This window comes from Streptomyces sp. NPDC104371, from assembly GCF_055583785.1.
This window is the reverse complement of record NZ_JBVJNF010000008.1, coordinates 207902-222068: the sequence shown is the minus strand read 5'-3', so window position 1 is coordinate 222068 and position 14167 is coordinate 207902. Positions and strand designations below refer to the sequence as shown.

1 protein-coding gene is annotated in these 14167 nt (G+C 73.1%); it reads right to left on the bottom strand.

Annotated features, from left to right (window positions below; all coding sequences use genetic code 11):
* Positions 1-11: 11 nt before the first annotated feature.
* Positions 12-14009 (bottom strand): type I polyketide synthase, encoded by a 13998-nt coding sequence (locus tag ACZ60T_RS24805; protein WP_469667890.1) that lies wholly within the window; start codon positions 14007-14009, stop codon positions 12-14.
* Between the last annotated feature and the right edge of the window lie 158 nt (positions 14010-14167).

Genomic DNA, 14167 nt, shown 5'->3' with positions numbered 1-14167 from the left:
CCCGCTCTCCCTCAGGCCATTCCGAAGTCGTTGTCGAGGAGTTCGAACAGCTCGTCGGCGGTGGCCGAGTCGAGCGCGGAGCCGTCCTTGGTGTCGCCGCCCGCTCCGGTGCGCTCGGTCCACCCGCGCAGCAGGATCTGCAGCCGGGCGCCGATCTCGTCGGTGCCGGACAGCTCGGGCGACAGGGCGGCCAACGTGTCGGCCAGCCGGTCGAGTTCGGCCAGGACCGGCACCGTGGGCGAGGTGGCCTCGCCCAGCACCGTGGACAGGTGTGCGGCGAGCGCGGACGGCGTGGGGTGGTCGAAGACCGCGGTGGGCGGTATCGGTATCCCCAGGGCCTCACTCAGCCGGTTGCGGTACTTCACCGCGAGCATCGAGTCGAAGCCCGCCTCGTTGAAGGCGCGTTCGGCGTCCACCGCCGCGGGACCCGTATGGCCCAGGATCGCCGCCGCGTGCCCGACCACCAGGTCGAGCACCGCCCGAAGCCGGTCCGGTTCCGCCAACGCGGCGAGTCCGTCGGCCTGTTGAGGCTCGGGCACGGTCTGCGGTGTCGGGGATCGGTCCGCGGCCACCGGGGTGGCGGTGCCGTAACGGCCGGGTGTGGGCAGCCAGTAGCGCCGACGCTGGAAGGCGTAGGTCGGCAGCGTCACCCGGTGTACGGGGCCGGGCAGGAGGGCGGTCCAGTCCACCGTGGCGCCGTACGCCCACGCCTGGGCCAGGGCCGCGGCGACCCGGTCCATCGCACCGTCCTCGCGGCGCAGGGTGCCCACGCCGGCCATCGGCCGACCGGCCAGCTCGGCGGTGTGCTCGACCGCGGGGAGCAGCACGGGGTGGGGGCTCACCTCGATGAACAGGTCATGGCCCGCGTCCAGCAGGGTGCGGGTGGCGGCGGCGAACTCCACCGGCTCCCGCAGGTTGCGGTACCAGTAGTCACCGCTCAGCACGGCGCCGTCCAGCAACTCCCCGGTGACCGTGGAGAACAGCGGGGTCTTCGCGGGGCGGGGCCGTATCCCGGCCAGCGCGGTGCGCAGTTCGTCGCCGATCTCGGCCACCTGGGCGGAGTGGGCGGCGTAGTCGACCGGGATCCGCCTGGCCCGTATGTCCTGGCGGGCGCAGTCGTCCAGCAGCGCCGTCAGCTCGTCGGGGGTACCGGCGACCACCACGGCCTCGGGGCCGTTGATCGCGGCCACACCGATCCGCTCGCCGTGGGGCAGCAGCAGTTCCCGGGCCCGTTCCTCGGAGACCGCGAGGGACACCATGCCACCTCGTCCGGCCAGCGCGGCCAGGGCCCGACTGCGCAGCGCGACGACCTTCGCCGCGTCGTCCAACGTGAGAGCGCCCGCCACACACGCCGCGGCGATCTCACCCTGCGAGTGCCCCACCACCGCGTCCGGCTCGACACCGTACGAACGCCACAACGCAGCAAGCGACACCATCACCGCGAACAACGCGGGCTGCACCACATCCACCCGCTCCAGCGACGGCGCACCCTCCTCACCCCGCAACACCGCCGCCAACGACCAGTCCACATACGGCGCCAACGCCCGCTCACACTCAGCGAGCCGCTCCGCGAACACCACCGACCCGTCCAGCAACGCGGTCGCCATCCCCACCCACTGCGACCCCTGCCCGGGGAACACGAACACCGTCCGGCCGTCGTGGGTCCGGCCGTCCACCGCGTACGGGGTGGGGGCCGCCTGTGCCACGTCGGCCAGGGCGTCGAGCAGGTGGTTCCGGACGGTTCCGACGATCACCGCCCGGTGGGCGAAGGACGACCGGGTGGCGGCCAGGGCGTGGGCGATGTCCGCGGGCCTCGCCTCGGGGTGGGCCCGCAGATGCTCCCGCAGACGGCGGGCCTGGTCCCGTAGCGCGCCTTGCGACTTGGCGGACAGCGGCCAGCAGACGGTACGGGACGTCGCCGTCGTCGGCTCCGGGCCGGGCTCGGCGGCCGGGGCTTCGGTGGGCGCCTCCCCCGTGACGGCACGGACGTCGGCGGGCTCCTCCGCCGGCACGGCATGGGCGTCGGCGGGCGCCTCTTCCAGCACCGCGTGGGCGTTGGTGCCGCTCATGCCGAACGCGGAGACCCCGGCCCGGCGCGGGCGGCCCGGGTCCTGCCAGGGCCGGGCCTCGGTGAGCAGCCGTACGGTGCCCGCCGACCAGTCGACCCGGCTGGAGGGCTGGTCCACATGGAGCGTGCGGGGCAGGGTCCGGTGCCGTAGGGCCAGGACCGTCTTGATGACTCCGGCGACGCCCGCCGCCGCCTGGGTGTGGCCGATGTTGGACTTCAGCGAGCCCAGCCACAGCGGCCGGTCGGCGGGCCGGTCCTCGCCGTAGGTGGCCAGCACGGCCTGCGCCTCGATCGGGTCGCCGAGGGTGGTGCCGGTGCCATGGGCCTCCACCAGATCGACGTCGGCCGCTGCCACCCCCGCGTTGGCCAACGCCTGGCGGATGACGCGCTGTTGGGCGGGTCCGTTGGGGGCGGTGAGACCATTGCTGGCGCCGTCCTGGTTGATCGCGGTACCCCGCACCACCGCCAGCACCGGATGTCCCTTCGCGCGGGCGTCGGAGAGCCGCTCCACCAGCAGCACCCCGGCTCCCTCGCCCCAGCCGGTGCCGTCCGCGGCGTCGGCGAAGGAGCGGCACCGGCCGTCGGTGGACAGCCCGCGCTGACGGCTGAACTCCACGAACAGGTCCGGGGTGGCCATCACGGCGGCGCCACCCACCAGGGCGAAGGAGCACTCACCGGCGCGCAGCGCCTGCCCGGCCAGATGCAGTGCCACCAGCGAGGAGGAGCAGGCGGTCTCCACGGTGACAGCGGGGCCCTGTAGGCCCAGGGTGTAGGCGACCCGGCCGGAGGCCACGCTGGTCACGGTGCCGCCCAGCAGATGCCCCTCCACATCCGCGGCGCCGTCCTGCGGACCTGTGCCGTAGCCCTGGCCCGCGACGCCGAAGTAGACGCCGCCCTGGCTGCCACGGACCGACTGCGGATCGATGCACGCGCGTTCGAGCACTTCCCAGGAGGCTTCCAGCAGCAGCCGCTGCTGGGGGTCCATGGCCAGTGCCTCGCGGGGCGAGATCCCGAAGAACTCCGCGTCGAACTCCCCCGCGCCGTCGAGGAATCCGCCGGACCGGGTGTAGCAGGTGCCTTCGTGCTCGGCGTCGGGGTGGTACAGCTCCTCCAGCGGCCAGCCTCGGTCGGCGGGCATCTCGCCGATGGCGTCCACCTCGTCGGCCACCAACCGCCACAGGTCGTCGGGGGTATGCACACCGCCCGGGAAGCGGCAGGCCATGGCGACGACGGCCAGCGGCTCGGCATCGGGTGCCGCCGCCGCGGCGGGTGCCGCCTCGACAGTGCCGGTGCCGGTCAGTTCGGCCAGCAACTGTCCGGCCAACTCGGCGGCGGTCGGGTGGTCGAAGACGGCGGTGGCGGGCAGCGCCGCTCCGGTGGCCTCGGCCAGCCGGTTGCGCAGCTCGATCGCGGTGAGCGAGTCGAACCCGGCTTCCCTGAAAGGCCGTTCGGCTTCCACGGCGAGCGCCGAGTCATGGCCGAGCACGGTCGCGGCCTCGGTCCGTACGAGGTCGGTCAGGAGGCGCAGACGTTCCGGCGCCGCCAGGCCGGTCAGCCGGTCGCGCCAGGCCGTGCCGGTGTCCGGGTCGCCCGCGCGGGCGGGCTCGGCGGGCCGGGCCTCGGGAAGCTCGCTCAGCAGGGCGCTGTCGCGGCCGGAGCGGAAGGCGGGGGCGAAGGTCGCCCAGTCCACGTCCGCCACCGCGATGCCGCTCTCCCGGCGGTCCAGCGCGCCCTGGAGTTCAGCCAGGGCCGTCTCCGGTGCCAGGGGGATCAGCCCGTGGCGGCGCAGTTCCGTCCCGACCGCGCCCTGTGCCATGCCCGCCCCGGCCCACGGCCCCCAGGCGACCGAGGTGGCCGCCAGACCGCGGGAGCGGCGCCGCTCGGCCACCGCGTCCAGGTAGGCGTTGGCCGCCGCGTAGCTGCCCTGGCCGCCGCTGCCCCAGGTCGCGGAGACCGAGGAGAAGAGCACGAAGGCGTCCAACTCCTGGTCGGCGAAGAGGGCGTCGAGGTGCGCGGCGCCGAGCAGTTTGGCGGCCGTCTCCTCGGCCAACCGCTCCAGGGTGCACTCCGCGATCCTCGTGTCGGAGGTGAGTCCGGCGGCGTGGAAGACCGCCCGTACGGTCTCGCCGTCGGTCCGCAACCGCTCCAGTACCGTGGTCAGTTCGCCACGGTCGGCCACATCACAGGCCAGGACAGTGGTACGGACGCCCAGCCCGGTCAGCTCCTCGCGGAGCCGGACCGCGCCGTCCGCGTCCGGGCCGCGTCGGCTCAGCAACACCAGGTGGTCGGCGCCCTGTTCGGCCAGCCGCCGCGCCACCTGGGCGCCGAGCCCTCCGGTGCCGCCGGTGATCAGGACCGTGCCGCGCGGCGTCCAGGCCTGTTCGTCCCGCGCGGTCGGCTCGGGCGCGCGGCGCAGTCGGCGGGCGAGCACCCCGGTCGGGCGTACGGCCACCTGGTCCTCGTAGCCGTCGCCGTCCCCGGGCTGCGACAGTACGGCGCACAGGGCGCGCCGCGCGTCCGCGTCCAACTCCTCGGGCAGATCGACCATTCCACCCCAGCGGTGCGGGTGTTCCAGCGCCGCCACCCGCCCGAGGCCCCATACGGAGGCCTGCTCCGGGTCGGCCGGGCCGAGGTCGCCTTCGGGTACGGCACCTGTGGTGGCACACCACAGACGCGCGTCGCAACCGGCGTCGCCCAGCGCCTGGATGAGCAACAGGGTCGTGGCGAGGCCGCAGTTGAGCGAGGCGAGGCGGGGGCGCGGGGCGTCGGCGAGGGCCAGGAGGGACAGCACCCCGGCGGCCTCCTCGCCCGCCAGCACGGCCTTCTCGCCCACCAGCGCGGCCAGTTCGGCCCGGTCCGCGTCCGCCGCGACGGGAACCACCGTCACCTGGGCGCCGTGTTCGGTGAGCGCCTGCTCGCAGGCGCGGGCGGTGGCCTGGTGTGCGTGCTCGGCGGGCACCACCAGCAGCCAGCGGCCGGACAGCGCCACCGTGGGGGGCTGCCGCACGACCGGCTGCCAGTCGACGCGGTAGCGCAGCCGTGCCGTCGGCGCGGACTGCGGCTCGGGCCAGAACCGCTGGTGCTGGAAGGGGTAGGAGGGCAGTTCGAGACGGTGCGCGGACCTGTCGTGCCAGTCGGGCGACCAGTCGACCGCGGCTCCCCGCACATACAGTCCGGCCAGCGCCGCGCCGACGGACTCCGGCTCCGGGCGTCCTTCGCGCAGCATCGGTACGGCCCGGACGCCGGGGTCGTCGGCCAGGCACTCGTGCACCAGGCCGGACAGCAGCCCGCCGGGGCCCAACTCCAGGCAGTCGGTGACCCCTTCGGCACGCAGCCGAAGGGCGCCGTCCAGGAAGCGTACGGTTCCCCTGACCTGACGGACCCAGTACTCGGGGTCGCACAGTTCGGCGGCGGTGGCCGGCGCGCCGGTCAGGTTGGAGATCACGGTCAGGTGTGGCGCGGAGTACGTCAGTCCCTCGGCCACGTCCCGGAAGGCGTCCAGCATGGCGTCCATCCGCGCCGAGTGGAAGGCGTGGCTGACGGCCAGTTCCTTGGTACGGCGGCCCTGCGCCGCGAAGGCCTCGGCGAGCTTCGCCACGGCTTCGCGATCGCCCGAAAGCACGGTGGAACGTGGACCGTTGACGGCGGCGACACCGACCCCGGCATCGTCGGTCAGCGCCTGGCGCACCTCCTCCTCGGTCGCCTCCACGGCTGTCATCGCCCCGCCCGGGGGCAGCGCGTCCATCAGCCTGCCGCGCGCGGCCACCAGCGCACAGGCGTCCGCGAGGTCGAACACACCCGCCACATGGGCGGCGGCCAACTCACCGATCGAGTGCCCCAGCAGCAGGTCCGGGCGCAGGCCCCAGTGCCCGGCCAGTCGGAACAGCGCCACCTCCAGGGCGAACAGGGCGGGTTGGGTACAGCGGGTCCGCTGCAACAGGTCCGCCTCGGGAGAACCGGGGGCGGCGAACATCACGTCCCGCAGCGGAAGATCGAGATGGGGGCCGAGATGGCTGAGGACCTCGTCCAAGGCGTCGGCGAACACCGGTTCGTCCCGGTACAGTTGCGCGCCCGCGCCCGCGCGCTGGCTGCCCTGTCCCGGGAACAGCATGGCCGTACGCCCCGGCGTGGCCGCCACTCCGGTGATCAGCCGCCCGCTGCTCCGCCCCTCGGCCAGCGCGCGCAGCGCATTCCGGACCGACTCCAGGTCCGTTCCGAGGACCGCGGCCCGGTGTTCCAGCGCGGCCCGTCCCGAGGCCAACGAGTAGCGCAGATCGGCGAGTTCGAGACCCTCGGGGTGCGCGTCCAGGTAGGAGCCGAGCCGCGCGGCCTGGGCCCGCAGCGCGGGCTCGGTACGGGCGGACAGCAGCACCGGAGCGACGACACCCCTCGCAGAACTCCCGTCATCTTCCGCCGAGTTGACGGACGGCTCCGTCTCCGGTGCCTGCTCCAGGATCAGATGGACATTGGTCCCGCTGATCCCGAACGAGGACACGCCCGCCCGGCGCGGCTCGCCCGTGCGGGGCCAGGAGATCCGCTCGGTCAGCAGCCGCACTCCGCCACCGGACCAGTCCACGTGCGGACTGGGCTCCTCGATGTGCAGGGTGGGCGGCAGTTCAGCGGCCTGGAGGGCGAGCACCATCTTGATGACCCCGGCCACACCGGCCGCGGCCTGGGTGTGTCCGATGTTGGACTTGACCGAGCCCAGCCACAGCGGATCGGCCGCACGCCCGGCGCCGTAGACGGCCTGAAGCGCCTGGGCCTCTATCGGATCGCCGAGGCGGGTGCCCGTCCCATGCGCCTCCACCGCGTCCACCTGGCCCGCGTCAAGTGCGGCGTCGGCCAGGGCGGCCCGGATGACCCGCTGCTGCGCGGGGCCGTTGGGCGCGCTCAGGCCGTTGCTGGCGCCGTCCTGGTTGACCGCGCTGCCCCGCACCACCGCGAGCACCCGGTGCCCGGCCGCCTGTGCGTCGGAGAGCCGTTCCAGGAGAAGCACACCGACGCCCTCGCCCCAGCCGGTGCCGTCCGCCCCGGCCCCGAAGGCCTTGCAGCGGCCGTCGGGAGCCAATCCGCGCTGGCGGCTGAACTCCACGAACAGCTTGGGGGTGCTCATCAGCGTGACGCCCCCGGCGAACGCCTGCTCACAGTCACCGCGCCGCAGCGCCTGGACCGCCAGGTCCAGCGCGACGAGCGAGGACGAACAGGCCGTGTCCACCGTGAGGGCGGAGCCTTCCAGGCCCAGCACATAGGAGATGCGTCCGGAGAGCACACTGGCCGTGTTGCCGGTCAGGAAGTGCCCCTCGGAGGCGCCCTCGTCCTGGCCCAACAGGCCGATGTAGTCCTGCCCGTTGGTGCCTACGAACACCCCGACCCGGCGACCGCGCAGTGCGGCGGGGTCCTGCCCCGCGCTCTCCACGGCCTCCCAGGCGGTCTCCAGCAGCAGCCGCTGCTGCGGGTCCATCGCCAGCGCCTCGCGCGGCGAGATCCCGAAGAACTCCGCGTCGAATCCGCCGATGTCGTCCAGGAACCCGCCCTGCCGACTGTACGTGGTACCGGGGCGGTCGGGGTCCGGGTCGTACAGCCGCTCCACGTCCCAGCCCCGGTCCAGCGGCCACTCCCCCACCGCGTCCCGGCCGTCGGCGAGCAACTCCCACAGATCGGCGGGGCTTTGGACACCACCGGGGAAGTGGCAGCCCATGCCGACGATCGCGATGGGCTCACTGTGCCGATCCGCTGTCCGCGGCCCGGCCGCCGACTTCTCCTCCTGCGCCGGGCTCTCGAATCCGCCGAGCTGCCCCAGGAGTTGACCGGCCAGCGCACGCGGCGTCGGATGGTCGAAGAGCACGGTGGCGGACAACCGCAGACCGGTCGCGGCGCTGAGCCGGTTGCGCAACTCCACGGCGGTCAGCGAGTCGAAGCCCGCCGCGGAGAAGGCCCGGTCCGGGAGCAGCGCGTCCGTCGTGCCATGGCGCAGTACCGCCGCCGCCTGGGTGCGCACCAGATCGGTGACGAACGCCTCCTGGTCGGAGCGGGTCAGACCGGCCAGTCGCGCGCGCAACTCCCCGTCCTGCTCCGCCCGCTCACCGGGGTCTGATACGGCCTCGAAGCCGGGCAGTTCACTGAAGAGCGCGGTGGAGCGCAGCCCGGCCGATGCGGCGAACCGCCGCCAGTCGGCGTCGGCGACCACCAGCAGCTCGTCGTCCTCCTCGATCGCCCGGCCGATGGCGGTGACCGCCGACTCCGGTGCCATCGAGGGCAGACCGCGCTCCCGCAGCCGCTCGGCCAGCCGGTCCGCCAGCATGCCCTCGCCGCTCGCCCACGCACCCCAGGCGATGGCCGTGGCGGGCAGCCCGGCGGCCCGGCGGACGGCGGCCAACTGATCCAACGCGGCGTTGGCGGCGGCGTAGTTGCCCTGTCCGGCGTTGCCCGTCACACCCATCACCGAGGTGAAGACGACGAACGCGGACAGCTCCTGTTCCCGCGTCAGCTCGTCGAGATGGCGCGCGGCCGTCAACTTGGCACGCAGCGAGGTGGCCAGACGTTCGGGGGTGAGCGCGTCCAGCACTCCGTCATCGAGCACGCCCGCCGCGTGGATGATGGCGGTGAGCGGCTGCCCGGCCGGAATCGCGGCCAGCAGCGCCGTCGCTGAGTCCCGGTCGGCGACATCGCAGGCCGCGATCGTCACGGCTGCGCCCAACTCCAGGAGTTCCGCACGCAGTTCATTCACGCCAGGGGCCTTCGCTCCTCGGCGGCTGACCAACAGCAGATGCTCCGCGCCCTGCCCCGCCAGCCAGCGCGCCACATGGGCGCCGACCCCGCCGGTCCCACCCGTGACCAGGATCGTGCCGCGCGGTCGCCAGCCGTCAGCGGATCCGGCGCGCCCGGCCGACGCGGCGCGCAGCCGCCGCCCGTAGACGCCGGTGGACCGCACCGCGACCTGGTCCTCGTCACTCACCCCGGCGAGCACCGCGCACAGCCGCCGCACCGCGCGCTCGTCCAACTCCCCAGGCAGGTCCACCAGTCCGCCCCAGCGGTCCGGGTGCTCCAGCGCCGCGCTGCGGACCAGACCGGCCACAGCGGCCTGGGCCGGGGCGCCCGGCAGCTCGCCCGCCCCGACCACGGCCGCACCCCGGGTCACACACCACAGGGGAGCGTCGATACCGGTGTCTCCCAGGGCCTGGACCAGCGCCAGGGTGAGCGCCACGCCGCCGGGGACATCGGGATACCCGGGATGCGGGCGCTCCTCGGCCGCCAGCAGCGACAGGACTCCGGCCACCGGCTGCCCGGCGACCTGGGCCAGCGCCGCCGCCAGTGACTCCCGGCTCTGCCCCGGACCCTCGGCGGTCACGACGGGCAACAGGTCCACTCCCGCCGCCGCCAGACCGCGTACGACATCGCTCGCGCCGCCGCCCTCGGGGCACACCACCAGCCAGCGACCGGAGAGCGCGGCACCGGACGGCAAGGACAGCGGGCGCCAACTCACCCGGTACCGCCAGGAGTCGACGCGTCGGCCGCGCTCCCGGTCCTGCCGCCACGCGGACAGCGCGGGCAGCACCTCGCCCAGGGCCTGCGGACTGACCTGAAGGGTCTGCGAGAGCCGGGCCGGGTCCTGGAGTTCGAGTTCCGTCCAGAGGCCGTCCGTTGCCGCGGTGAGCGCGGGTGCGGACTCCAGCCAGTAACGCTGGCGTTGGAAGGGGTAGGTGGGCAGCTCGACGGGGCGGGCGTCGGTGCCGTCGAAGGCGGGGGCCCAGTCGACGTTCACGCCGTGGGTCCATGCCTCGCCCAGGGACAGTAGGAACCGCTCCATGCCTCCGTCGCCGCGGCGCAACGTGCCCACCGCCACCGCGTCCGCCTCGGTCTCCCCTACCGCCATGGTGAGTACGGGGTGCGGGCTGGACTCGATGAACACCCGGTAGCCGTCGGCCAGTAGGGCTCGGGTTGCTTGCTCGAACTCCACCGTCTGCCGGAGGTTGCGGTACCAGTACTCGCCGTCCAGACCGGCGGTGTCCAGCAACCCGCCCGTCACCGTCGAGTAGAACGGCACCTCGGCCGTACGCGGCGCCACGTCCGCCAACGCCTGCGCCAACTCCGCCTGAACTCTCTCTACTTGAGACCCATGGGAGGCGTAGTCGACCGGGATCCGACGCGCACGCACACCCTCCCCCGCACACCACGCCATCAACTCGTCCAACGACTCGGTGTCACCGGAGACCACCACCGAGGACGGGCCGTTGATAGCGGCGACCGAGAGACCAGCCGTCAGGTGTTCACGTACTTCGCTGACCGGCATGGCCACCGACACCATGCCCCCATGGCCCGCAAGAGCACCCAACACCTGAGAACGCAGAGCCACCACACGCGCGCCGTCCTCCAACGACAGACCACCCGCCACCACAGCAGCCGCGATCTCACCCTGACTATGACCCACCACCGCATCCGGCACCACACCGAACGACCGCCACAACTCAGCCAGCGACACCATCACCGCGAACAGAACCGGCTGCACCACATCCACCCGGTCCAGATCCAGATCCCCGGGCTCACCGCGCACCACATCCAGCAACGACCAGTCCACATGAGGTGCCAACGCATCAGCACAAGCGCGCATCCGGTCCCGGAACACCTCCGAAGACTCCAGCAACCCCCGCGCCATCCCCACCCACTGCGACCCCTGCCCAGGGAACACGAACACCGTCCGCGCATCCCCCACAGCAGCACCCGTCACCCCCGTACCGGACGCCACCGCCTCCAACCCACCCAACAGCTCGGACCCTGTGCCCACCACCACCGCACGATGAGCATGCCGAGCCCGGCTCACGGCAAGCGAGTACCCCACATCAACCGCACGCGCCTCCCCGACACCCGCGTCCAGCAGACGCCGCGCCTGCTCCCGCAACGCATCCGCACTCTTCGCGGACAACAACCACGGCACGGGAACACCCGAATCACCCGCATCATCGGCCCGCTCCCCCGCCGCCTCCGACCCAGGCGCCTCCTCCAACACCACATGCGCGTTCGTGCCACTCACACCGAACGACGACACACCCACCCGACGTGGCTGATCGGCGCGTGGCCAAGGGGTCGGCTCGGTCAACAGGCGTACGGCGCCCGCGGACCAGTCCACATGTCGGGAGGGGGCGTCGATGTGCAGGGACATCGGGAGCAGTTCGTTCCGCAGGGCCAGCACCATCTTGATCACGCCACCGACCCCGGCGGCGGCCTGCGTGTGACCGATGTTGGACTTCAACGACCCGAGCCACAGCGGGCGTTCGGCGGGCCGGTCCTGCCCGTACGTGGCCAGCAACGCCTGCGCCTCGATCGGGTCACCGAGCGTGGTGCCCGTGCCATGGGCCTCCACCGCGTCCACCTCGCCGGAGGTCAGCGCCGCGCTCGCCAACGCCTGCCGGATCACCCGCTGCTGCGAAGGACCATTCGGCGCCGTCAGACCATTGGACGCACCGTCCTGGTTCACCGCACTGCCCCGCACCACGGCCAACACCGGATGCCCGAGCCGCCGGGCATCCGACAGCCGCTCCAGCAGCAGCACCCCGGCGCCTTCAGCCAGACCGAAGCCGTCGGCCGCGTCCGCGAACGCCTTGCAGCGGCCGTCGGGGGCCAGTCCGCCCTGCCTGCTGAACTCCACGAACATGCCCAGCGTCGGCATCACCGTCACACCGCCGGCCAGCGCCAGCGAGCACTCGCCGTTGCGCAGCGACTGCACGGCCAGGTGCAGGGCGACCAGGGAGGACGAGCAGGCCGTGTCCACAGTGACGGCCGCGCCTTCGAGTCCCAGGGCGTAGGCGAGGCGGCCGGACGCGACACTGCCGGTGTTGCCGGTGAGCAGGTGGCCGCCGACCTCCGACTCCTCGTGCAGCCGGGGGCCGTAGTCCATGGTCATCGCGCCGATGAAGGCGCTGGTCCGGCTCGATCGCAGGGTCGTCACATCGATACCGGCCCGCTCGAAGGTCTCCCAGGTGACCTCAAGGAGCAGCCGCTGCTGCGGGTCCATCGCCAGGGCCTCGCGCGGCGAGATGCCGAAGAACTCGGCGTCGAACTGGTCGGCTTCCGGGAGGAATCCGGCCTCCCGCTGGTAGTAGCGGCCGGGGCCGACCGGCTTCGGCTCGTATGCCTCGGCGGTGTTCCAGCCGCGGTTGTCGGGGAACGGGGACACCGCGTCGGTGCCCTCGGCCAGTAACTTCCACAGCTCTTCGGGGCTGTTGGCGCCACCGGGGAAGCGGCAGCCCATGGCGACGATCGCCACCGGTTCACCGGGGTCCACCTGGTCCGCGCCGAACTCGCTCTCGCTCTCGGCGCCACCTCGCAGTCGGGTGAGGAGGAAGTCCGCCAGCGCCTCGGGCGTCGGATAGTCGAACACCGCCGTGGCGGGCAGCGTCAGTCCGGTCGCCGCGGCGATACGGTTGCGCAGCTCCACCGCCATGACCGAGTCGAACCCGACGTCCGCGAACGGGCGTTGGGGGTTGATCGACGAGGATGTTCCCAGTACGGCGCTCGCCTCGCGGCCCACCAGCCGCAGCAACGTGGCTCGTTGCTCCACCGGCGACTGGCCGGTGAACCGTTCGGTCGCGTCATCCGGTACGGCTTCGGTGTCGGTGTCGTCCGCCGCGTCGGCGCGCAGGTCCTCGGGCAACTCCTCGCCGTCGCCCGCGACTTCGCCGAGCACCGCCGCCCAGTCCGGGAGCACACCATGGACGCACAGCTCCCCGAGGGAGAGCAGCATCCGTTCGGGCCCGCCCTGGTGTCGGCGCAGGGAGCCGGTGACCAGCGCGTCGGCGCCGTGCTCCTGGACGGTCTCCTGCATCGCCGAGGTCAGCACGGTGTGCGGGCTGACCTCCAGCAGCACGCCGTAGCCGTCGTCCAGCAGGGCGCGGGTGGCCTGGTGGAACCTCACCTCGCCGCGCAGATTGCGGCACCAGTACTCGGCGTCCAGCCGGGTGTCCTGGAGGAGGCCGCCGGTCACCGCCGAGTAGTAGGGCAGCCGGGCCGTCCGGGGTCGCACAGGAGCGAGGTCGGCGCGCATGCGCGGGACGATGTCGTCGATGTGCGAGGAGTGGGCGGCCAGGCCGACGGCGATCCTACGGGCGTGCAGTCCCGCCGCGGCCAGCTCGGCGAGCAGTTCACCGGCCGCGTCCGCGTCCCCTGAGACGACCACCGAACCAGGGCCGTTGACGGCGGCGACGACCAGGCGCCCGGCCCAGCGGTCCAGATGCGGCCGGAGCTGGTCGCGGGAGGCCATCACCGAGATCATCTCGCCTCGTCCGGCCAGGGTGGCCTGGGCCTGGCTCCACCGGGCGATCACCAGGGAGCCGTCGTCCAGGCTGAGTACGTCGGCGACCACGGCGGCGGTGACCTCGCCGATGCTGTGTCCCAGCACCGCGCCGGGCCGCACACCGTAGGACTCCCACAGCGCGGCCAGGGACACCGTCACGGCGAACAGCGCGGGCTGTACGACGTCGGCGTGCTCCAGCGCCGGAGCGCCCGGGACGCCGCGCAGCACATCGGGCAGCGACCAGTCGATGAACGGCTCCAGCGCCTGCGCGCAGTCATCCATGCGGGCGCGGAACACCGGGGAGGATTCGAGGAGTTCACTGGCCATGGTGGGCCACTGCGAACCTTGGCCGGGGAAGACGAACGCGACCTCACCGCCTCGGCCGCCCCCTGTCAGCAGTCCGGCCGTACCGCTGCCGTCGGCCAGTGCCCTCAGCCGCTCCAGGAAGCCCTCGCGGTCCTCGGCGACGAGGGCGGCACGGCGTCCCTCCTCGGGTGGCAGCGCGGCCAGTGCGTGGCCGACGTCCGTCGGACTCCAGTGTGCGCGGCCCGCCAGGTGGGTGTGCAGGCGTCGGGCCTGGGCGGCCAGTGCTGCTCCGCTGCGGGCGGACAGCGGCCAGAGCGCCGGGGTGCGCACACCGGTTCCATACGCCATCGTGCTTCACGGCTCCTTCCGGACGTGTCTGACCATCAGTCGGTGCGGTGGGCGCGGGAATCGGGAATGTGCCGGGCTCCCCTGCCCGCCACATGCTTCCGCGCCGGTATAGCGCCGCGATATCGCATGACGCGACACGGCTTCCGCGTTACCTGCGT

Excerpts from the sequence above, each read along its gene's own strand:
- ACZ60T_RS24805 (WP_469667890.1), bottom strand. The coding sequence starts at position 14,009 with ATGGCGTATGGAACCGGTGTGCGCACCCCGGCGCTCTGGCCGCTGTCC.